This is a genomic window from Paenibacillus polysaccharolyticus, from assembly GCF_900102085.1.
Lineage (GTDB): Bacteria > Bacillota > Bacilli > Paenibacillales > Paenibacillaceae > Paenibacillus > Paenibacillus polysaccharolyticus.
This window is the reverse complement of record NZ_FMVM01000033.1, coordinates 1-21,886: the sequence shown is the minus strand read 5'-3', so window position 1 is coordinate 21,886 and position 21,886 is coordinate 1. Positions and strand designations below refer to the sequence as shown.

General features: G+C 45.3%; 22 protein-coding genes. 13 read left to right on the top strand and 9 right to left on the bottom strand.

Annotation, left to right across the window (positions count from 1 at the left end):
- Nucleotides 1-44 precede the first annotated feature (44 nt).
- From iolG to BLQ13_RS28145, 3 genes are all read left to right on the top strand, one after another.
- A complete protein-coding gene (iolG, locus tag BLQ13_RS28155; RefSeq protein ID WP_090924984.1) occupies nucleotides 45-1,094 on the top strand; it encodes an inositol 2-dehydrogenase in 1,050 nt (349 codons plus the stop codon).
- 123 nt (nucleotides 1,095-1,217) lie between these two features.
- Nucleotides 1,218-2,024, top strand: a complete 807-nt coding sequence (iolB, locus tag BLQ13_RS28150; protein WP_090924983.1) for a 5-deoxy-glucuronate isomerase — start codon at nucleotides 1,218-1,220, stop codon at nucleotides 2,022-2,024.
- A 115-nt stretch (nucleotides 2,025-2,139) separates the two neighbouring features.
- Entirely contained in the window at nucleotides 2,140-3,159 is a 1,020-nt protein-coding gene (locus BLQ13_RS28145; protein ID WP_090924982.1) for a LacI family DNA-binding transcriptional regulator, read from the top strand.
- A gap of 240 nt (nucleotides 3,160-3,399) precedes the next feature.
- Here BLQ13_RS28145 and BLQ13_RS28140 read toward each other — a convergent pair whose 3' ends face one another.
- The 4 genes from BLQ13_RS28140 to BLQ13_RS28125 form a co-directional block, all read right to left on the bottom strand.
- Nucleotides 3,400-5,379 (bottom strand): methyl-accepting chemotaxis protein, encoded by a 1,980-nt coding sequence (locus BLQ13_RS28140; RefSeq protein WP_090924981.1) that lies wholly within the window; start codon nucleotides 5,377-5,379, stop codon nucleotides 3,400-3,402.
- A 177-nt stretch (nucleotides 5,380-5,556) separates the two neighbouring features.
- Nucleotides 5,557-5,916, bottom strand: coding sequence for a hypothetical protein (locus BLQ13_RS28135; protein WP_090924980.1), 360 nt, complete (start codon nucleotides 5,914-5,916; stop codon nucleotides 5,557-5,559).
- A 206-nt stretch (nucleotides 5,917-6,122) separates the two neighbouring features.
- Nucleotides 6,123-6,923, bottom strand: coding sequence for a DUF4261 domain-containing protein (locus tag BLQ13_RS28130; protein WP_090924979.1), 801 nt, complete (start codon nucleotides 6,921-6,923; stop codon nucleotides 6,123-6,125).
- Nucleotides 6,924-7,032: 109 nt separating this feature from the next.
- Nucleotides 7,033-7,431, bottom strand: a complete 399-nt coding sequence (locus tag BLQ13_RS28125) for a DUF1304 domain-containing protein (RefSeq protein ID WP_090924989.1) — start codon at nucleotides 7,429-7,431, stop codon at nucleotides 7,033-7,035.
- Nucleotides 7,432-7,669: 238 nt separating this feature from the next.
- Between BLQ13_RS28125 and BLQ13_RS28120 the strand changes: the two genes are divergently transcribed.
- Complete coding sequence (locus BLQ13_RS28120) at nucleotides 7,670-8,203, top strand: MOSC domain-containing protein (RefSeq protein ID WP_090924978.1); 534 nt, start codon at nucleotides 7,670-7,672, stop codon at nucleotides 8,201-8,203.
- A gap of 60 nt (nucleotides 8,204-8,263) precedes the next feature.
- Here BLQ13_RS28120 and BLQ13_RS28115 read toward each other — a convergent pair whose 3' ends face one another.
- The gene (locus BLQ13_RS28115; protein WP_090924977.1) at nucleotides 8,264-9,082 is read right to left on the bottom strand and encodes a helix-turn-helix transcriptional regulator; all 819 of its coding nucleotides are present in this window, start codon (nucleotides 9,080-9,082) and stop codon (nucleotides 8,264-8,266) included.
- 186 nt (nucleotides 9,083-9,268) lie between these two features.
- On the opposite strand from BLQ13_RS28115, the gene BLQ13_RS28110 reads away from it, so the two are divergent.
- Nucleotides 9,269-9,718, top strand: a complete 450-nt coding sequence (locus BLQ13_RS28110; protein WP_090924976.1) for an SRPBCC family protein — start codon at nucleotides 9,269-9,271, stop codon at nucleotides 9,716-9,718.
- Between the two features lie 184 nt (nucleotides 9,719-9,902).
- Complete coding sequence (locus BLQ13_RS28105) at nucleotides 9,903-11,426, top strand: methyl-accepting chemotaxis protein (RefSeq protein ID WP_090924975.1); 1,524 nt, start codon at nucleotides 9,903-9,905, stop codon at nucleotides 11,424-11,426.
- Nucleotides 11,427-11,567: 141 nt separating this feature from the next.
- Here BLQ13_RS28105 and pyk read toward each other — a convergent pair whose 3' ends face one another.
- Entirely contained in the window at nucleotides 11,568-12,983 is a 1,416-nt protein-coding gene (gene pyk / locus BLQ13_RS28100) for a pyruvate kinase (protein ID WP_090924974.1), read from the bottom strand.
- Nucleotides 12,984-13,096: 113 nt separating this feature from the next.
- On the opposite strand from pyk, the gene BLQ13_RS28095 reads away from it, so the two are divergent.
- The gene (locus BLQ13_RS28095; protein ID WP_090924973.1) at nucleotides 13,097-13,876 is read left to right on the top strand and encodes a helix-turn-helix transcriptional regulator; all 780 of its coding nucleotides are present in this window, start codon (nucleotides 13,097-13,099) and stop codon (nucleotides 13,874-13,876) included.
- 172 nt (nucleotides 13,877-14,048) lie between these two features.
- On the opposite strand, the gene BLQ13_RS28090 is transcribed toward BLQ13_RS28095, so the two are convergent.
- Nucleotides 14,049-14,720 carry a phosphatase PAP2 family protein gene (locus BLQ13_RS28090; protein ID WP_090924972.1) on the bottom strand — a complete coding sequence of 224 codons (672 nt, stop codon included), beginning with the start codon at nucleotides 14,718-14,720 and terminating at the stop codon, nucleotides 14,049-14,051.
- Nucleotides 14,721-15,152: 432 nt separating this feature from the next.
- Between BLQ13_RS28090 and BLQ13_RS28085 the strand changes: the two genes are divergently transcribed.
- From BLQ13_RS28085 to BLQ13_RS28075, 3 genes are all read left to right on the top strand, one after another.
- Nucleotides 15,153-15,389, top strand: a complete 237-nt coding sequence (locus BLQ13_RS28085; RefSeq protein WP_090924971.1) for a DUF6953 family protein — start codon at nucleotides 15,153-15,155, stop codon at nucleotides 15,387-15,389.
- 442 nt (nucleotides 15,390-15,831) lie between these two features.
- Nucleotides 15,832-16,032, top strand: a complete 201-nt coding sequence (locus BLQ13_RS28080; protein ID WP_024633772.1) for a cold-shock protein — start codon at nucleotides 15,832-15,834, stop codon at nucleotides 16,030-16,032.
- A 185-nt stretch (nucleotides 16,033-16,217) separates the two neighbouring features.
- A complete protein-coding gene (locus tag BLQ13_RS28075) occupies nucleotides 16,218-16,445 on the top strand; it encodes a cold-shock protein (RefSeq protein WP_090924970.1) in 228 nt (75 codons plus the stop codon).
- 210 nt (nucleotides 16,446-16,655) lie between these two features.
- Here BLQ13_RS28075 and BLQ13_RS28070 read toward each other — a convergent pair whose 3' ends face one another.
- A complete protein-coding gene (locus BLQ13_RS28070; protein WP_090924969.1) occupies nucleotides 16,656-17,012 on the bottom strand; it encodes a hypothetical protein in 357 nt (118 codons plus the stop codon).
- A 163-nt stretch (nucleotides 17,013-17,175) separates the two neighbouring features.
- Here BLQ13_RS28070 and BLQ13_RS28065 point away from each other — a divergent pair, with 163 nt between their 5' ends.
- Nucleotides 17,176-17,907 carry a class I SAM-dependent methyltransferase gene (locus BLQ13_RS28065; protein ID WP_090924968.1) on the top strand — a complete coding sequence of 244 codons (732 nt, stop codon included), beginning with the start codon at nucleotides 17,176-17,178 and terminating at the stop codon, nucleotides 17,905-17,907.
- A gap of 60 nt (nucleotides 17,908-17,967) precedes the next feature.
- Here BLQ13_RS28065 and BLQ13_RS28060 read toward each other — a convergent pair whose 3' ends face one another.
- On the bottom strand, nucleotides 17,968-18,612 hold the full coding sequence (locus tag BLQ13_RS28060) for a GntR family transcriptional regulator (protein ID WP_090924967.1): 645 nt from the start codon (nucleotides 18,610-18,612) through the stop codon (nucleotides 17,968-17,970).
- 483 nt (nucleotides 18,613-19,095) lie between these two features.
- On the opposite strand from BLQ13_RS28060, the gene BLQ13_RS28055 reads away from it, so the two are divergent.
- Both BLQ13_RS28055 and rocF read left to right on the top strand, forming a co-directional pair.
- Complete coding sequence (locus BLQ13_RS28055) at nucleotides 19,096-20,298, top strand: ornithine--oxo-acid transaminase (protein ID WP_090924966.1); 1,203 nt, start codon at nucleotides 19,096-19,098, stop codon at nucleotides 20,296-20,298.
- Nucleotides 20,299-20,355: 57 nt separating this feature from the next.
- On the top strand, nucleotides 20,356-21,336 hold the full coding sequence (gene rocF / locus BLQ13_RS28050) for an arginase (protein WP_090924965.1): 981 nt from the start codon (nucleotides 20,356-20,358) through the stop codon (nucleotides 21,334-21,336).
- Nucleotides 21,337-21,886 lie beyond the last annotated feature (550 nt).

The following is a 21,886-nucleotide window of genomic DNA, read 5'->3' as shown; positions in this document are numbered from 1 at the left end:
CAGTTCCCAGACACCATAGGGATGCAAATAGGGAGGATAACGGAATGGGCAAGGACAAAGTAAGAATTGGCATCATCGGTGCTGGACGTATCGGCAAAATCCATGCAGACAACCTACTGCGTAACCCGAATGCCGAGATTGTAGCGATCAGTGATTTGTTCGCAGGACCTGAACTGGAGGCGTGGGCCTCTGAACGCGGCATCTCTGTTGTCACCAAAGACAGCAGTGAGCTCATTGCTATGCCAAACATTGATGCAGTATTAATCTGTTCTTCAACAGATACACATGTACCGTTGATCGAGCAAGCAGCACAAGCGGGTAAACATATCTTCTGTGAAAAGCCGGTAAGTATGGACTTGTTCCAGACCGAAGCGGCTGTAGCGGCTGTAGCAAAGGCTGGCGTGAAACTTCAGATCGGATTTAACCGCCGCTTTGACCACAACTTCAGAAGAGTACGCTCTCATGTGCTGGAAGGCACGATTGGTGATCCACATATTCTTAAGATTACTTCCCGTGACCCGAGCCCACCACCTGCGGAATATATCCGGGTATCCGGCGGAATTTTCATGGATATGATGATTCATGATTTCGATATGGCCCGTTATTTGTCCGGCAGTGAAGTAGAGGAAGTTTACGCCAAAGGCAAGGTACTCATTAACCCGGTATTCGCAGAACATGGTGATGTGGATACAGCCATCGTTACGTTAACGTTTGCTAATGGCGCAATTGGTGTGATCGACAACAGCCGTCAGGCCGTGTACGGATATGATCAACGTGTGGAAGTATTCGGTTCGCTGGGCAGCGCTTCGGCGGATAATGATCATCCGAATACAGCGGAGATCAGCACAGCAGCTGGACTGATGCGCGACAAACCACTGCACTTCTTCCTTGAACGTTACAATGAAGCATATGTGCAGGAGACTGCTCTTTTCATCGATGCCATTATTCATGATAAACCCGTCATTGTAGACGGTAACGATGCAGTACAGGCAGAGCGGATCGCTTTGGCAGCCAAGATGTCCATGGAGCAGGGAAGACCTGTGAAGATGACAGAAGTTCCAGGTGCATCGCGTGAGACGCAACCGGCAAATTAAGTAGAATTTAGTAGAAGTTTCAAAGCAATTTTCTCTTCAAAATGAATGAATGTTACCTATGTCAAACACACAAGGATCAGATCAAGTGATAGCAGACGAGTATGGAAGGAGTGGATCAATAACATGTCAGAACTTATTGTAAAACCTGCCGCAAACCCGGAGGCAGACGGGACAATATTAACGGTGACACCGGAATCTGCTGGCTGGGAATACGTCGGATTTCAGGTTGCAAAACTAGTAGCAGGGGAGAAGCTAAGCCGTGAGAGTGGAGACCAGGAGCTATGCGTGGTGCTTCTCAGCGGGCTTGCGAATGTAAGTACTCGGGAGCATACATGGGAGAATATCGGGAAACGCATGAGCGTTTTCGAAAAAATTCCTCCGTACTCCGTCTATGTGTCCACGTCAGATCAGATTGAGGTTACGGCACTTACCGAGCTGGAGATCGCGATTTGTGTTGCTCCAGGGAAAGGTACGTATCCTTCACGCTTGATCGCTCCTGAGGATGTAGGTGTGGAAGGGCGCGGTTACGGCAATCTGGAGCGTCATATCCATAACATTTTACCGGAGCAAAAGGAAGCCGACAGCCTGCTGGTCGTTGAAGTGTTCACACCGGACGGTCACTGGTCGAGCTATCCGCCGCATAAACATGATCGGGATGCGTTGCCGGATGAATCACTGCTAGAGGAAACGTATTATTTCCGTGTGCAGCCGGAGCAGGGATTTGCCATTCAACGCGTGTACACCGATGATCGTTCTGTGGACGAGACGCTTGCCGTGAAAAACGGCGAGGTCGTGCTTGTGCCGAATGGATACCATCCGGTAGGTGCGCCTCCGGGATATGAAGTCTATTATTTGAATGTGATGGCTGGACCGACACGAACGTGGAAGTTCCATAACGACCCGGATCATGAGTGGCTTTTCAAAAAGTAAAAGTCATAAGTAATTCTGTCTTCGCATTGCGTAAGCAGTATTCCCCCTTCATAATAAGAAGAGAATAATCATCTATGTATAATGAATTTATATATAGCACAAATGGGGAAAAACGATGAAAGCAACCATTTACGATATAGCACGCGAGGCGGGGGTATCTATTGCCACCGTCTCGCAGGTGATTAACGGCAAAGGCAAGATCAGCGAGAAGCGCCGTGCCGAGATTATGGAGATCATGGAGCGGCTTCACTATCAACCGAGCGCAATTGCTGCTGCACTGACAGGTAAACAGACGTATACGCTTGGCCTGCTTGTGCCGGATATTTCAAATCCATATTTTGCCGAACTTGCCCGGGCAGTAGAGGATCGTAGCCGCCAGTTGGGATATAGCGTGGTAATCTGTAGTACGGATAACAAGGACGAGCGAGTAGAGCGATACCTGAACCTGTTGCAGCAAAAAAGAGTCGACGGCATGATGATCGGAACCGGGATCGATAATGCCGAAATTCTGTCACCACTCTTGCAGCAGTCGATGCCTGTTGCGCTGATTGCCCGCCATATGCCTGCGTTGTCAGTGCATACGGTCACCATTGACGATAGACTTGGCGGCTTATTGGCTGCGCAGCATCTGCTTGAACTTGGACATACGCGTCTGGCGGTCTTGTCTGAGCCATCCAAAGTCAGTAGCAGTCAGGAACGGATACGTGGCTTCCGTGAAGCATTAAATAAGGCAGGATACGTACTGGAGCCTGATCAGATCCGTGAATCAGCTGCAGATCTAGGCTCTGCCAAACAAGAAGCATTGCGGCTACTCGGTGAACAGAATCATCCGACAGGCTTATTCTGTTGTAATGATATTCAGGCGATTGGTGCACTTCAAGCAGCCAAGGAGTTAGGACTACGTGTACCGAGAGATGTATCCATTATCGGATTCGACAATACGATTCTCGCTTCAGTAACGAGTCCGCCCCTAACCACGATTGCCCAACCAATTGAAGATTTGGGTCGCCGTGCAGTGGATTTGTTGATCGATGAGCTAAAGGATGAACAGAAGGCTCCACAAAAAATTGTACTTAAACCCGAGTTGGTGGTTCGGGATTCGGCAGGTCAAGCACCAGCAGAGCTGCGTAAATAGTCGTAGCACATAATGTGAAAAACGGGATCTACCACACATGTTGATTATTTATCTGCTACGGTACCATGCAAATGTTCAATGGTGTCTGTGACACATGACCAAACAGTAAACAGACCTCATTATGCACCATCTGGAGCATAATGAGGTCTGTTTTTTATATCTATAATACTGATTTCTTGATTTAATCAGCTTGGATATGCATGTCCTTTTGCAGAGGTCACCATCTATCGAAATCCGACATTACACTTTAAACTTTTTCACCTCGTCGGCCAATGCTTTGGATTGCTCAGCCAATTCATTGGAGCGCTCGGAGATGCTGGTAATATAATTGAATTGCTCTTGTGTGGAAGAAGCCACTTCTTCCGTCGAAGCAGCGCTTTGCTCCGACATCGCCGCAACGCTGGAGATCACCTCGGCAACTTTGCCAGCATTGTCGTCCAGTTCCGTCGTTGCAGTGGACACTTGTTTCAGCTGAGCTTCAATGCCTTCAATAGACTGTTGAATGCGGACAAAGGATTCACGCATGTTGTGCACGGCAGCAACCTGTTGTTCCACACCCTGTTCAGCAGTGCGTACTTCGTTAACACTCATGCCGCTGGCAGTCTGAATTTCATTCAGCAGTATGATAATGTCTTTGGCAGAATCGGCAGATTGCTCAGCAAGCTTGCGTACTTCTTCTGCCACAACAGCGAAGCCCCGTCCGTGTTCACCCGCTCTTGCAGCTTCAATCGAGGCATTTAACGCCAGTAGATTGGTTTGAGAGGCGATACCTTGAATCATAGCAACGATGCCCTCAATCTTCTGAGACTTGTCGGCAAGCAGTGTAATGGACTCACCTACCCGGTCAATGGAGTGACGATTGCCGTCTGCCAGTTCAACCTGGTGATCCACGGCTTGCAGACCTGTGAGCATCGCTTCACCGGCGTCACGTATCATCTCCACCGATTGTTCTACACTGCGGTTAATACCCCCAACATTGTCACTCATAATAGCCAGACGACCCGATCCATCGTAGACGGATTCAGCTTGTGTGCTCGAGCCTTGAGCCAGCTCATCTGTGGCAATCGAGATTTGTTCAGCAATTCGTTTGGTATTTTCCGTGTGTTCCTGCATCTCTCCTGAAATGCTGTGTACCCGGTCAGCCGAGGTGGTGACTTGGCGTAGCAGTGTGCCGAGTTGATCTGACATCTGGTTAAAGGCGATGCCGAGTTCAGCAAATTCATCTTTACCCTTCGCGTTAACCCGTCCCGTGAAGTCACCGCCTGACATTTGCATGGAGGTCTGGTGCAGCTGTTTCAACGGTTTAATGAACAGAGTCGCAACCCAGTAAGCTCCAGCCAGTACAGCCAGAAGTGTAGCTCCAATAATTAGAATATAATTATTACGCAACTGATAAAATTCAGCATAGGCAAGTTTTTTTGAAATCACGGAACCAATCACCCAGCCTGTACTAGGAATCTGGTTATAGAATAACAGGTAATCTTCGCCGTTAGATTGAAACGACTTCTCCCCTGAAGGGTTACTCTGCATATCTGCCAGCAGGGGGCTTAATTCTGAATTATCCTTGGCGGAGGTGTTCACCATTTTTTCCTCTGGATGGGCGAGAAGCATCCCATTTTTGTCTATCATAAAGGTGTATCCGAGTCCGTTAAGATTAATTTTTTTGACCGTGTCCGTCAATTTGGAGAGTAGTAGGTCGCCTGCAACGACACCTTGCAGACCCCCTTCCTTGTTATGTACAGGCATCGCGATGGATACGGCATACTCTTTGGTCATCATATCCTGGTAAGGGTCGGAGAACATCAGAGCATCCGCTTGTTTAGCCTGCTCATACCATGGACGTTTACGGGGATCATAGCCGGCATCTGGAGACCAGTCGGAACCGTTCATGAAAGTGCCGTTTTTTTCCGAGCCGAAATATAGATCAGACAGATTTTCTTTGTTACTGCCTTTGTTCATCACATTAAAATAGTCTTCAGTAAGCGCCCCTTCAGGTACGCCATCTTCAATAACAAAGCCTAATGTTTCAATAATTTTGGCATTACTTGAAATCCAGCCGTCCAACTGGTTAGCCGAAGAGGCCATCACACCCTTAAGTGCGGAGTCAACATTACGAGTGGCTTGTTTCTCCGTCTGATACAAACCAAGTAATGCGATTGGCAATGCAGCGATCAGCACAGCTGTCAGAAACATCATCATTAATTTAGGTTTGAGCTTCATTCCAATTCCCCCCACATGCTAATCTCTTTTTTCTTGGCAAGCTTATGCAATATATCGTCATTTCGAAATCAAATTTTAGTTCTTTCTCAAAAGTTAGCGGCCTAAATGTTCAAATGCCAAAAAGAGGCTCCCCGCTGGAGAACCCCATTGTCTATATAAGAGTTATATTTCGCATGTTTATTTCAATAAAAATGCCAATGCCTCATCATATGTTTCCCATTGAAATTCCGTCTGATGTTCTGATTCTTTGGAGATTCGATTAAGTTGCATCTTGGCGATCGCTCCACCGACAGCTACACTAGCCCGCTTCATGCCCAGTTCTTTTGCCCGTTTTTGATGGGCAACCATCTTATCTTTGGTATCTTGTGGAAAGGCTTTCAGATTTCTCATGTCGACGAGCACATCAAATGCGTTACCCAGCTCGGGAGCAATTCTCTCGATCTCCGTATTAACGTGTTCAACCTGCTCTGGTGAAACAATCCCTTCCCAGACAATTTCAATAATGGGTTTAGGTGAATCCAAACGTCTGACAGACATACAGGCAACTCCTCATTCATCAATTTATGTGTGTAAGCCTAATGGCCTATTAATCATACTCCTTTATGCGTTAAATAAAAATGTATACACATATCATCATAGTACGAATGAACTATAATTTTTTGTTGAATCATAAAAAGCCGCCCGAAATAAATCCCCAGACGGCTTTTATGAATATCAGTATTGCGAGGGAGCACCAGAAGCGGTTATAAACCAATCTTCAGGCTTTCCCCTTCCGTAGCAATTCCCTTGGAGAGGGTAATGCTTAATTTCTGCTCTGGAGTGAACCCAAGAGTCTCACCATCATGAAGGGTAACATCATTTTCAACAACATAGGTAGTTGTCATAAACATCATCTCAAAGACATCACTTAATGGCTTGGACGATCCAGTAATCTCCATCTCAACTTTCCCGAAGTTACGCAGGCCGTACGTATAAGCTGAAGCACCTTCGGTGTTTTGATACAGACCAATGAACACCCACAGAGGTACCGGTAATTCATCCTCTTTAAGCCCACGGCTTACCTCCACATACTTACCTGCTTCAACGACAAGTGGAGACATGTAGATTGCGAGAGCATGATCCAATTGCAGTAATGCGGATGCGGTTTGAGTAAAAAGGATGTGTCCCTGGATAGCATCAGTTGCATTCAGAACAGATACAATGATCTGAGACTGGTGCCTTGCAGTTACCTGTTCAGCTTCTGGCCAAAGAATGTTTAACTTCGCATTCTCCTCGACCTCGCGGTCGGGTACAGGTGCGGCAATGTGAGCGCACACGACCTGCATTCCATCAACTTCAAAGAAGAGGTTGCCTTCCTCGGCTTGTTCATTAATCTCAATATTCCATTCCATCTTCATCCGGTCGATAAAAAGATTAAAATCACAGTCTTCCCGTTCTAATAGCACAAATCCGACAATGGTTTGACTATAATCCGTCTGCGGAGCAGCAACGCTGGATTGTACTTTTTCCTTTTTGCGCCGACGCAGCTTGTCAAACAGTCCCATGACATGTTCCCCTTTCTACTCCCAGAACCATTCTGGTGATTGGCAAGATATACTTCCTACCTTACCATATCCGAGGGTCCAGTCGCAGATTATGCCCGTTTTAACCAAGTTACAGGAACAATACAAGCAAAAGTGCAATGATTGCCGGCAAGCCCTGTTTGATAATAATGGATCGTGAAGAAGTTGCACCGCCGTAAAGAGCCGCAATGATTACACATGCTAAGAAGAAAATCTGAATATGCAGCCCTACACTGGAATCCGGATACAACAGGCCCCAGATCAGACCGGCTGCAAGAAAACCGTTGTACAGACCCTGATTAGCGGCAAGAGCTTTGGTGGAGTTAGCAAACTCCGGTGTAGTGCCAAACGTTTTCATCGTGCGTGGACGTGTCCACATGAACATCTCCATAATCATGATATAGAAGTGTTCAACAGCTACAAGAGCAACAAATATAGTACCGATCAAAAGAAACACCCTGCTTTCTACTATGTAATGAACTCCTAACATACTTAATATATAGATTAGCATATAAACGGGGAATTTCAAATTAATTTTTTGCAATTTAATTGCGTATACTGTAATTGAATTTTATTCGTGATTTTCTTCTAACTTCGAAAAGTGGGTAAGATAATAAGACATACCTTTTACCTATCAGCATCTACCGATTATCAAAGATTCATACACAGAGTAACAACATTTAGAGCAACAGGGGAAAGTGAATGATCCAGAAAGGGAGGGGAGTTTAATGGGAACAGCTCAATTTGTTCTGCTTGCAGATGATCCGTCTACATTTGTAACAAGGGTAGTGCCCTTTATAGATATTGAACTTGCTGGAATACCCGGTGATCGGCATTACGGTCTGTTAAGACCAGCAGATTCCCGTCAGAAAATCTACAAACGGGGTACGCCGATTGCCAATCGCCGGCAGATCAGCATCGTTTCTGAGGAAGAGTGCGCTTTGATCGCCCAGAAGATGAACATTCCGGAAGTGCGTCCCGAGTGGCTTGGTGCCAATATACTGGTTCGAGGTATAGAGCAATTGACTGAACTGCCCGTGGGAACCAGACTTCTGTTTCCTGATGGAACAGGCTTGATCTGTGAAGGAGAGAACCTGCCTTGTGTGCATCCTGGAAAAGTCATTGAACAGTTCTACGGACAGGAGGGTTTGCGCAAAAAGTTTGTGCCGGCCGCCCGCAAGAAACGCGGTATCGTCTGTTCCGTTGAACGTGAGGGTACCATTCATACAGGTGACACAATTGAAGTGATACGTTTGCCTTAGGTATCTATCCTGGTGGCTGTATTTCATAGATACTCATCCTGCATGGTTTCCGCTTCTGCTTCATGGAACAGATGCAGACAACAGCATATATTCTTCGGGTGTGCTGCCAATGATGGATTTGAAGTCTTTAATAAAATGAGATTGATCATGGTATCCCAGGTCTTGAGATAACTTGCCCAGGTCGCAGGCTAAGCCGCGTTCGATGCACTCAGCCGCATTTTGCAGACGATATAATTGGATGACTGTTTTGGGGCTGATGCCGACATATTGATTAAACAGACGCTGGAGTTTGCGTGTATGCAGATTCCAGTGGGATGACAGCTGATCTACTCTAAGCATATCCCGATCTTGCTCAATATGCTCCACAATAGCACAGGTTAAACTTGCGTCAATGTCCTTCGCGGGAAGGCGTGCAGAAAGCATTTGATCCATATAGCGGGCTTTTTCCTCCATAGCGTCTTCACCAAGCAAAATATCTTCTAATGCTCCGGCACGGATGCCGAGCAGACCCGATACCTCAAGTGGTTTCCCGTAGAGAGTAGAAACGGGTGCTCGAAGGAAGGGATAGAATCCCCCCGGTCTGAACTTTACGCCGAAAACACAACCTTTGCCGTGAATAGCGTACGTAAACTTTTGATCAGAAGGCCCGAAAAAAAATGTTTTGTTTCGTTCAACGACCAGATTGACGCAGGGGTTAGGCACTACATGCTGGGGATACGGGTCACTGCCCGCAAGATCCCAGGACACCATCCAGTAATGTTTGACAAAAGGATTCAGTATCTCGGCTGGAGGCACTCGCAGTAACTGATATTGTTGCCTGCCTACTTCCAGATGAAGCAAACCCATGGGGGGCGGATCGAGCTTGCCTGTCCTGTTCATACCTGTGTACTCTCCTTCCTTTTTGGAAAAGATGGTGAAGCAATCTGGCTCAATGAATCTCTTTTAGTATAACGGATTTTTCGTCGTTGTCGCGTTTTTACAATACGAGCAATGGGGTTTAAAGGTAGGATAGAAATACGGGAAAAACAACCGTAGTTTGAGTGTATGAAAGGGAGTGCGTAGCTGATGGAATTAAAATATGAATTTTATATCAATGCAGGACGTGAAGAAGTATGGAATGCCCTGATTTCCTCGGAGGGTACGCGTAGTAGCTTCTTTGGCAGTGAGCTTCGCTCGAATTTTCAACCTGGACAGCCCTTTGCTTATGTCGGGCCCGGTAATGATGGTGAGGAAACCGTCCATGTATATGGTGAGATTCTGGAGTTTGAGCCGCTCTCCACACTTGGCTACCTAGAACATCCAGGGCCCTCGTATCATTCCAATCATGCCGAGCTTCAGTCGAGAGTCATCTTTCAGTTGGAGAACGTAGGGGAGTGTACCAAGCTGACGCTGATCAATGATCAGTTTACAGATAACCATCCTTCCTATGCCAATGCGCAGAATAGCTGGTGGATGATTCTAAGTAGTATCAAGACATGGACAGAGACGGGCAAAACGCTTAATTTTGGTTGGTAGAAGAGAATTATTTTTACGTAAATCGGAGTTATACAACAAACAGAATATCATCTAACAACGTGGATCTTCTCCAACTGAGGGGGATTTGCGTTTTTTTTTTACATTGGAGACTTTAGACCTACACTTCTTGTCAATATATGTCGAAGAATATATAAAGACACCTTACATAAGAGGGGATACCGCGATGTTTTTGAAACGTAGTGAAGTAAGCAAATCAAATCGTATAGATTCACGTGAACAATTGCTGAGTTACAGCCGTCGTTTACTTGAGAACGCTCAGAAGGGCCAGTTTTGGAGCGGGACAGATGCTGATGCACAAGGCAATGATGAAATTTTGGGAAATATTCAAAAAGCAGTACAACTGATGCAATCACAGCATGAGGTTGCGCAAATGCGTCTTACCATGTTGAATCAGGCACTCCAAGCGGCGATATGGGAGTCGAAGATCGTTGCAGGTAATCCGCTGGATCACAATAACATCGTTTCATTCTCGGAAGAGTTCCGGAAGATGCTGGGCTATAGTAATTCGAAGGACTTCCCCAATGAATTCGCCAGTTGGGCTAAATCTGTGCACCCAGAGGACAGACCACAGCTTGTGGAGGATATTACGAGACATGTGAATGATCCGAATGACCAAGCGGGATATAATGTTACAAGCCGTATGGTTTTGAAAAACGGAGATGTTCGTTGGTTCAGATGTCTTGGACGACTTCTGAGAGATGCTACAGGTGCTCCGGTTAAGTTAATTGGAGTCATGTTCGACGTTCATGAGGAGAAGATCAAGTCAGATGAACTCGAGGCGCTTGTTACCCGTTATGATCTCGTCAACCGTGCACTTGTAGAAGCGCCGTGGGATATGACGGTCGTTGCCGGGGATGTGGTCAATCCAAACAATGAATTTTGGTGGTCACCGCAATTCCGCAGAGAACTTGGCTTTAAAAATGAAGAAGATTTCCCGAACATATTCAGTAGCTGGAGCAGCCGTCTTCACCCTGAAGATCATGACCGTACGATTAATGCATTTGCTGAACATATGAATGATTACAGCGGTAGAACGCCGTATGATCTCGATTACCGTTTGCAACGGAAAGACGGGGAGTATCGCTGGTATCATGCAGGTGGTGAAACCATTCGTGACGAGAACGGGGTACCGCTTCGTGTTGCTGGTACGATTCGGGATGTTACTCACCAGAAGAACAAAGAAGTCATTGTTGAAGCGATGAATTTGAAAACAAAACAATTGTCCGACTCCATCGAAGAGATGGTGAACGGCATTAACTCCATTACGGATCAGGCACAGGAGCTGGTTAATGCTCAGGAGTTATCCGCTGATGCGGCAACGCAAGTTCGAAATAGTGTGGACGATACGAAAAGTATTACGGCGTTTATTCGAGAGATTGCCAGTCAGACGAATCTACTGGGTTTGAATGCAGCCATTGAAGCTGCACGCGCAGGTGAACTCGGTTTGGGCTTCGGCGTTGTAGCTGGGGAGGTGCGGAAGTTGGCTGATCACAGTTCGGAGGCAACGGTCAACATTGAAGATAGCATGCAGAAAATGAAAACGTTAATTGATCATATTTTGCAGCATATCGGCAACATGTCCACATTGACTCAGAATCAGGCAGCCCTGACACAGCAGGTCAATGCCTCAATGGATGAGATCAACAACATGTCACAGGATCTGGTTAACTATTCGCGCAACTTGTAGTTTCTGTGTAAAAGAATAGATCAATTTTTTCTCGTTCAGCTTTTAATTTAGTAAGTAAAAGAGGAAAATCAAAAATCCACCGGATTTCACATCCCGGTGGATTTTTGATTTCATACTTTTTCGCTATGCCGCGATTCGTAATTATACTTGCAGTACTTTAATCAGGTTGGTGTTACCGGATTGGCCGATTGGAACACCAGCTGACAATACGATAATGTCACCTTTTTCAATGTAACCTGTTTTGATCGCATTGCGTGTTGCAGATTCGAACATTTCATCCGTTGTTGTCACTTTATCGCCCATTACCGGAATAACGCCGGAGAGAAGGCAGATTTTGGACAGCACTTCCTCATGTTGAGTGACTGCGATGATCGGTGCTTTTGGACGATATTTGGAGATCATGCGAGCTGTGAAACCACTCTCTGTCGAAGTAATAATCGCTTTAGCATTCAGAACGAGGGAAGAACTTACTGCTCCCTGACTGATAACTTCGGTAATGTCAGCCACTTGCTGCGCAGACTTTTGGTTGAATTGTTCTTTGTAATCGATCATTGTTTCTGCGCGACGTGCAACAGCAGCCATCGTACGAACAGATTGGATCGGATATTTACCAGCAGCGGATTCGCCAGACAACATTACAACGTCTGCGCCTTGCAGTACCGCATTTGCCACGTCACTTACCTCGGAACGTGTTGGACGAGGATTTACTTGCATGGATTCCAACATGTGTGTAGCGACGATAACCGGTTTGCCGGCTTTGTTACATTTGTCGATCATTTCTTTTTGCATCATCGGTACGTCTTCAATCGGAACTTCAACCCCGAGGTCACCACGAGCTACCATAATGCCGTCGGATGCTTCGATGATATCATCCAGGTTGGTCATGCCTTCTTGGTTTTCGATTTTGGAGATGATCTGTACATGGTCTTGACCGCGTTCTTTGAGAATGCTACGGATTTCACGAATGTCATCGCCTTTACGAACAAAGGATGCTGCGATAATTTCGATGTTGTTCTCGATCCCGAATCCGATGTGCATTACGTCACGCTCGGTTACGCCTGGCAAAGTCGTTTTGATTCCCGGCAGGTTCACACCTTTACGTGGTTTCAGGATACCGCCGCTGATGATTTTGCAGTGAATCTCTGAACCTTCGACAGACAATACAGTCAGATCAACCAAGCCGTCGTCAATTAGAATGCGATCTCCTGGTTTGACAACCAGATTCAATTCAGGATAGTTTACAGAGATACGCTCTACATCGCCAAGAATATCCTCAGTAGTCAGCGTAAGTTCTTTACCTGCCTGCAGGTGAACCGAAGCTTCTTTTAATTTACCGATCCGTACTTCCGGTCCTTTGATATCCATCATAATGGGGATATATTTGTTCAGTTCAGCAGCAGCTGTACGGATATTATTAATCCGTCCCACGTGATCTTCCAGCTCTCCATGAGCCATATTTAGACGGGCAACTGTCATACCTTCCTGAATCATTACTTTCAACGTTTCGATTGAGTCACAAGCAGGTCCCATAGTACAGATAATTTTGGTTTTCAACATGCTAATATCCTCCTCATATTTAGTGCTTATGTGTACATTGTAGCGTTTTCTGTCGAATCACGATATGAACTATAGTACAATGATTAGAGTATAGTCCGATAATGAGGTGTTATATGGTTACTCCACTTGAAGTACATCATGTGAATGGCGTAGGGTGGTACGAAGAAGCCGTGCAACCACAAGGGATTTGGCGTCTTAGCTTGGTTACATATGGAAAATGTGTATATTGGGTGAACGGAGATAAACAGATCATGGAAAAGGGTGAATTGTTACTTATTCCCGGTGGGACACCCTATTATGGAAAGAGTATTCCTACGGTTACGCACACCCAGTTTGTTATTTTGTTGAGGCAAAATGAGACTGCAGAACTGCCTGCACTCGAACAACGTGAACCATTAAGGCATAAACCAGGCTGTTACGAACTGATTCATCAGCGAATGAAGGGCATTCAGCAACAATGGGAAGAGCGTCCTTCTTATTATGTCATGATGAGCCAGGCCTTATTGATGGAAGTCCTAATTTATATTAACCGGGAACTCGATCGCGGTATCATTCCGCCAGAGAGGCATCGGTACGTGGAACGGATGAAACGGTATATTGAGCAGCATTATCGGGAGAAAGTAACTAAGGAAGAACTTGGTGACGAGATCGGAAAGTCTCCCAATTATGCGGCCTCCCTGTTCAAAACTGTAACGAATCAGACGATTAGCGAGTACGTTCATGACCAACGGATGAAAAGGGCTCTGTACCTGCTCACCGAGTCGCAGCTCTCCATTCAGGAAATTGCCGAATTTCTCGGCTATCGGGATTTGTCTTATTTTTACCGCATATTCAAACGGCTCATGGGAAGCCCACCATCCGATCTCTTGCATGAGCGTCCCCCGATAGTCTAACGAATGGTAGCCCGTACTGGTCTAGTGGAATTTATACTCAATAACTTTAGTCTGAAGAATGCAATAAAAAAAGAGGGCACCTGAGCCCTCTTTATTATTGTTTTGTTATTGTTATTGTTGAAATGTATCATGTCGCAACCTGTTTATCTATAACGTCTGTTCTGGAACTACGTTATGCATTTCGGCTTGGCTGCGTGGATCGGAGTGGTTGCTTGCTGTTTTTTGCGGTCTGTCCGAGACGTTTGGCAAAAACATGAACTGTCCAATAAGCGGCTTCAGCAAAAGCAATGCCACCAACGACGTCCAGCATGGAATGTTGTTTGACGAAGACAGTTGAAGCAATAATGAGCCATAGCCAGACGGAGCCGAAGATTCGTACGGCAGGTTTAACGTTCAGATGTCGGTTGAGAATGATGAACAACATGTAGCTTGTTAAACAATGGACGCTTGGAAAACAATTCACGGGCGCATCATTGGAATAGATGAATTGCACGAGTACACTGCTTAGGTCTGTTCCGGTCACTTCCGGACGCGGTACATACGAGGGGAATACCACAAAACAAACATTCGCTGCCATCACCCCGACGTTATAAATGAGCAGTGTCCGCCAGAATAACGACTTATTCGTTAAACCAAGATAGAGAAAGCTTAGATATAGAATAGGCATCCAGCTGACATATGGAATAATAAATTCTTTGATAAAAGGAATTTGTGTATCAATCCAGGCATAATTGTAAAATACATCACTTCCCGCTTGACTACCTAGGAACATATAAATGGAGCCTTGAAGTGGTATACATAGAATAGCCAGCAGATGTCCCCATCGTTGAAAAAATGCTTTCATAAAATCCTCCCTGATTCGATATGCATTATCAATTTCATCGTTATCTAAGTTTCATAGTCATTTGACGCTAAATAGATGAAGCGCCCCTGCAGTTTAAATCTTAAGTCTTACTATAATGGACAGGCAGAGGGATAAGCCATACCTGATTTTAGGGTAAAATACAATTAGATGTATCTCTTTTTTGTTACTTTTTATGTTTTTATCCATCCCATACGAAGCATTCAAGCTGTTCATGCAAGGTATTATATTACGCTCTCTCTGGAATGGGTACACTTGCTCTGAAATGGATTGTAGAACGTTCATTTCTCCTTCGTCGTAACTTTGTCCTTTCCTATTTTTCGTATTTTCTACAATCGTGGTATACTTTAGACGGTAGAAAGTCAGGCAAGAAAAGATTGACCACGTTGTAATTGAAGAACGGCAGGTGAAAGAATGGAAAAGACGGCGCAGGACGTAGCTGAATGGATGGTTTCTGAGATTAAGTTTACAGGCACACTTCGTCAGGAAGTAGCAATAGAATATGTAAGAACTCATTACGGAGAGCATTTTGTTTTTGTTAATGAGAACGGTAATGCTTCCTTGTCCAAAGAGGTGAAAAAAGCATTTCGCAAGCTTCATGGCGGGCGGGTTGCTTGGGATCGCGATGCTTTTATGTGGGCATGGACTTAGTTGTGTAGTTAAGTCGGGTGCCGACATATTGTTGCACTGACTCTGAGTAAGATGGGCAGTAGTGGCCTGAGTATGATGGATATGCAAGACAGAACATTTTCACAAATCATGTATAAGTTGGATGGGAACTGCATATCCTTTCATAAGACCGCAGAAAGACGATCTTTCACAGGGGACAACACAGACTGATCATGGCATGAAGATAATAAACAGGTATTTCCAAAGCTGTTTGAAAAGAAAATACAATGATTTGCTTTTTGAATCAATTAGAGGTATACTAAGAATCAAGTTGTACAGAGCAGAGTGGAAAACCTAATTCACATATTGTAAAGGGCGATCACTTATATTTTATGACTGGTACCTTTTTCAATGTGTGAATTTTTATTTGCTTGCTGCAAAGAACAAAGGAACATGTTAATCTTTATTTGGAGGTGTAATTCACATGCAAAACGGAACAGTAAAATGGTTCAACGCTGATAAAGGCTTCGGTTTCATCGAAGTTGAAGGCGGAGAAGATGTATTCGTACACTTCAGCGCTATTACAGGCGAAGGCTTCAAAACGCTGGACGAAGGTCAACGCGTGCAATTTAAAATTGTACAAGGAAACCGTGGTCCTCAAGCAGAAGAAGTTGTAAAACTGTAATTAAAGCATAGCTGCCTTTAACATGTTATAATGATAAAGGCAGCTTCTTTTTTTTGATTTATAGATGAAGTTGGCCCAACCGTTGTCGAGGCAGAAGTTCGGCGGATGTTACACTTCCGCTAAGCAGTGGCTTTTGTGAAATAACGTCAGTAAGATGTGTTTCCATAACAAAGGGGGTAGAAGTCATGTATAATCGCAAAAAACCGTTGGAAGAAATTCCACAAGCAGATGCGGCAATCTGGGAATGTACGAGTGATACGTGCAAAGGATGGATGCGGGACAATTTTGCGTTTGATACCGTACCTACTTGTCCAATATGTGCTTCTGAGATGGTGAGCACGACTAGGATGCTGCCATTGCTTGAGAATTCGAATAGTAACCTGAAAACGATGTCTAAAGGAAATCGGATTTAATATAGCTTACCCGCCTCTCGCGAGGTGTTTTTTTTTAGATAATGTGAACATCCGTGACTGAGGTAGGGAATTAAATAAGAACATCCTGGCATTCGTTTAAGGCGAATGCCTTTTTTGTTGCAGAAAAAAAGCCTCTTCATGTTCCGTAATTGGACAAGAAGAGGTTTTGTTGATTGCTAATATACATACAATAGCTGATTGTTTTGAGATTTAGATAAATAAGAATGGAAGAAGGAACAACGTAGCAATCAGGGCAACGTCATAGCCAGCTCCGTATCCGTAACCGCCATAACCACCGTACCCACCGCCATATGGGTAGCCACCATAAGCTGAAGATTTAGCTTTTCTGGCTGATGATAATTTCTTTTTACTTACTCTGCGCAGTTGTTGCTTGGATTGGACGGAAGACAGGCGCGGACCTTGAAAACATTCATTCAAGTAGACCTTCCCGTCCCGGCAACCTCCAAGTGTGCCATACATATGCGTGCCGTCTCTCATAACAAGACAGACAGGGCGTCCCACATGCGGTGACACTGTTTCTTCACACACCGGATGAATTCTGTGCATGCATATCCCCCTCATCGTTGCGGTTTGCCGCCTGAAATCAACGGTTTGTATATCATAGTAAGAAACGAGTGGATTGGTATGGACGAGTACCCGGTTCTCTCCATAGTCAGGAGCCGTTTTTCGGTTTGTTCCATAGACTGGAGGGAGGGAAGGAGGGGGAGTCATGGATTATCATGATTTGCTTGCTCGTTTAGGAGAAGGAAGTGCTCATCCTGGTGGATTTTCGGCCACACTGCAACTGCTTGATTCATTATCGCTTCCTGCTGGGGTTCATGTTCTGGAGATTGGGTGTGGTACGGGAAGAACAGCATGTTATCTGGCCCGTCAGGGGTACAACGTAACTGCAGTTGATCTGCACCGTCACATGCTGGATAAAGCGGTAAGGCGTGCGCGTAAAGAGCGGGTTGATGTGCGTTTTATTCAAGCTGACGCTACAGCATTACCCTTACCAGATCATCACGTGGACGTGGTGTTTATCGAATCGGTCACGATTTTCACCTCATGGCGCAGAGCACTGGCTGAGTACCGAAGAGTGCTAAAACCTGGAGGACTACTTGTCGATCGGGAAATGGTTATATCGGGAAGGAAAACAGAGCTGATGAGTCGCAGACTGAAGCGATTTTATGGGATACGTACACTGGCAACGGTGTCAGCTTGGAAGAAACGACTGAGGGGATGTGGATTCTCCAAAGTTGAAGTGAAGGAGCAATCGCGTACAATGGGCAAGTGGGGAGTCGATCACGACCCTTTACGAGAGATGGATATGAACTGGATTGAGGATAAAAATATACAGCGAATGAGTCGTACCAATGACCGGTTGCTTCTGAGATACGGAAAAAGGCTGGGATATGCCGTATTTGCGGCTAGAGTTCCTACAGAAGCTGGGACGAATTGAAAAAGAGGCAACTCACCTTCGTTATGATGTGAGTTGCCTCTTACGTTTATAAGTAGTAGGTTACAGCATGTCGTTATCAATAATACGCCAGTGATGTTTGAGCAGTGCTTCCAGCTGTGGTTTGTCCTTCGCACGAAACGCACTTAAAATCTGTCTGTGCTCCTCATTGACTTCGTGTAGCACCTCGGATAGTTTTGGCTTGTTATCACTGACATAGGATTGACGGATAAAGCTATTCTTAAGTGTGTTCAACATTTCGATGACGGTGGCGTTGCCGCAGCGCTGGATGTATAGGTTGTGAAACAGATACTGATCTTTGCTGTAGGCAGCCAGATCGAGTTGATTGATGTCTTCATCCATACGGGCGATCAGGGCTTCCATTTCTATAAGTTCTGACGCTTTGAGGTGATCCACTGCCAGCGTGGCGGCTAATGCCTCCAGTGCACCGATGGCCTGCGAGAATTCGAGCTTTTTGCTTGTGTCAAAAGGAGCAACAATAAATCCCCTGCGTGGGATATATTGCAATAGATTGTCAGAGGTCAACTGAAATAAAGCTTCCCGGGTAGGGGTACGACTGATATCCAGCCTTTTGCAAATTTCGGCTTCGTTAATCTTCTGGTTGGGAAGTAGCGTCCCGTCCTGAATCTTCTGAGCGATGTAATCGTAGACGTGATCTTTCAAGGAACGGTATTTAGGAACCTCCATACAAATTCTCCCTTCTATATGTATAGTGATGATCAATGGTTAATGAAGCCATACAGGGCGCGCTGTTCCGGGTGTTTCAAGTTTTTATCATCTTACCATCGAGGGGGGAGTTGGGCAAGCAAAGTTCACATGTGGGGAGCTACATAAGTGGCAATGTTCAGTGAACATTTTTTGGAATTATAGTATGAAAATGATTGAAAAAGCGTTGTCATCCTCGTATGGGTTTGCTACTATTGAAGATATAAACAAGCGCATATCATACTATGTATATTGTATACAAATTTAAAATGGGTTCACACGGATTCTTCACCCGAGGGCTAGTGGTTCATCTTTAAGAAAGATAAAGCTATTTTGATATGTTGGAGTGCTGGTATACAAACAGGGCGGATGCGGAAAAAGAGGAAACAAGTCGTAAACGCAGATCAACTCGCATACACTGTTACTGTATTTTGTATACAATATTATGCGGAAGGTTGTGAAGGAATGCCAGATACCGAGATGTTCATTCAATGGTCGGAAACGTATGCTGCGCCTAATTATCATCCACTTCCCATCGTCATTGAGCAGGCAGAAGGGGTGTGGGTAGAGGACCCTGAAGGCCGCCGATATATGGATATGTTAAGTGCGTATTCAGCACTGAATCATGGACATAGACACCCTGTCATTATTCAAGCGTTGAAAGATCAGGCAGACAAGGTCACATTGACATCACGGGCATTCCACAGCCATGCTGCAGCGATATTTTATCAAAAACTGTCCACGTTTACGGGTAAATCCAAAATATTAGCTATGAATACAGGAGCAGAGGCGGTTGAAACAGCGATAAAGGCTGTACGTAGATGGGCATATCGTTGCAAGGGAGTGCCTGAAAATCGGGCTGAAATTATTGTATGCTCTGGCAATTTTCATGGAAGAACCCTGACGGTTACTTCTTTTTCTTCCTCCGCTGAATATAAAAAGGATTTTGGACCGTTCACACCTGGGTTTCGAATTATCCCTTACGGTGATCTGGAGGCATTGAGACAAGCGATTAGACCGAATACGGCGGGTTTCCTTGTCGAGCCTATTCAGGGCGAAGCGGGAATTATTATTCCTCCAGCTGGATATTTGTCCGAGGCGTTTGAGATATGCAGACAGCAGCGAGTCTTAACCATGGCGGATGAGATCCAGACCGGATTTGGGAGAACGGGGCGCCGATTCGCCTCTGATTGGGAGGCTGTCGAACCAGATATATGGATTATGGGCAAAGCGCTTGGGGGAGGTGTGATGCCGATTTCGGCGATCGCTGCCGGAGCAGACATCCTGGATCTGTTTGAACCGGGATCACACGGTTCTACGTTTGGGGGTAATCCACTTGCCTGTGCGGTAGCAGTTGCCGCTTTGGATGTTTTGGAAAATGAGCAGCTTGCGGAGCGGTCAGAGCGGCTGGGGAATTATTTTATGGAACAACTTCAAGGTATTCAGAGCTCTGCCATTCGGGAAATTCGGGGCAAAGGTCTATTCATTGGGGTTGAGCTTGATGGTCCTGCACGACCTTATTGCGAACGTCTGATGTCGGCGGGGTTACTTTGTAAAGAAACGCATGAAACAACCATTCGTTTTGCTCCCCCACTAACCATTAAGGAATCTGAGATTGATTGGGCTATAGAGATCATTAAAGAAGTGCTTAGTGATGCTTCATCGTAAAGTTAAGGTGGCATCAGTGGACTATAATTCGACAACGATGAAAAGGAGCGATACTTTATGAAGAATGAGGATGTTTTGGCTGCGCGGGAGCAAGGGATACCAAATGTATCTGGTCAGGACACTCGCCATGTAAAGACTCATCAACAAGAAGTGGCTCTGATTAAAGTTCCTTTTGGATTAGCTGGTGCTAGAAATGGGGCCGAGTTAGGCCCTGATGAACTGATCACCGCCGGGTTGAAGCGTGAAATTGCGAGTTTGGGGTTTCTCTTGAATAGAGAGGTGCGTGTGGATTGCCCTACACAATCAGCAACTTCACTTGGGCGCAAGACGGTAAAGTATCTGAATGAGGTTCAGCAGGTCAGTGAGTATGTGTGTCAAGAAGTAGCATCTGCTCTTGAAGAGGGAGCCTTTCCAGTTGTGCTTGGGGGAGACCATAGTGTAGCCATCGGTACTTTGGCCGGGTTAACTGCTCATTACAGCAATTTAGGTGTGATCTGGTTCGATGCTCATGCAGACTTGAATACCGAAGAACATAGTTTGACTGGGAATATGCATGGAATGAGCGTGGCTGCGTTTCTGGGGCATTCGGCTTTTAATTTGTCACAGATCAGAGGTGCTGGTTCCTTTGTGAATCCGTCCAATCTGGTGTATATCGGACTTCGTGATCTGGATGAGTACGAGAAGGAGCAGATCAGAGCACTGGGCATTCGAGCTTTTACGATGCATGATATTGATCGATTGGGGATGCAACAGGTCATTGATCAGGCGATGATGATAGCGGGAGATGGGACGGACGGTATTCATGTTAGCTTTGACATGGACTGCCTTGATCCGCGTGAAGCGCCAGGCGTGGGGACACCTGTACCGGGTGGGTTGAGTTATAGAGAAGCGCATTTTGCAATGGAGTGTTTAGCTACGAGCAATCAGGTTGTATCTATGGAATTGGTCGAAGTGAACCCGCTACTTGATCAGAACCGGCATACGGCACGGCTTGGTGTTGGATTAATTGCATCTTTGTTAGGGAAATCTATTCTATAGAAGGAAGCGGAAAGTGTTCAGAGGGAACAGGTATGATCTATAAGGTGTGTTGCAGGGGGAGTTGTGTTATTGGTCGGTTGAAATATTATGCTGATCATATACGCGGCTTCCCTGTATTTATTACTTTAATGTTGTGGTACAGCTGTGACGTTGGTCTAATGTCATATTACAGTTTCTATCCGGTTTCGGTTTGTGATTTGTGAAATGAGCGCGACGTCGCGAGTGTATTACACAGCTTCATAAGTTGGATATGGTTTCTTAAAGCTCATGTGTATAATGATATAAGTCCTAGTTTATATGAGGGGAACTGATGGAATGTTATATTTTTAAAAAAAGTATTGCATTGTTATGTCATACATGGTATATTCTAATTCCGGCCAAGAAAACGCAGCTTACACGGTGCGGCAAGCCATTGAAAACAAGCTTCGAAAGAAACTTGAAAAAAGAACTTGCAGAGTTGGTTCGGACATGATATTATATAAGAGTTGCTGAAACGAACTGGTTTCGGTAGCGAGAACAAGTTTGATCTTTGAAAACTGAACAACGAGTG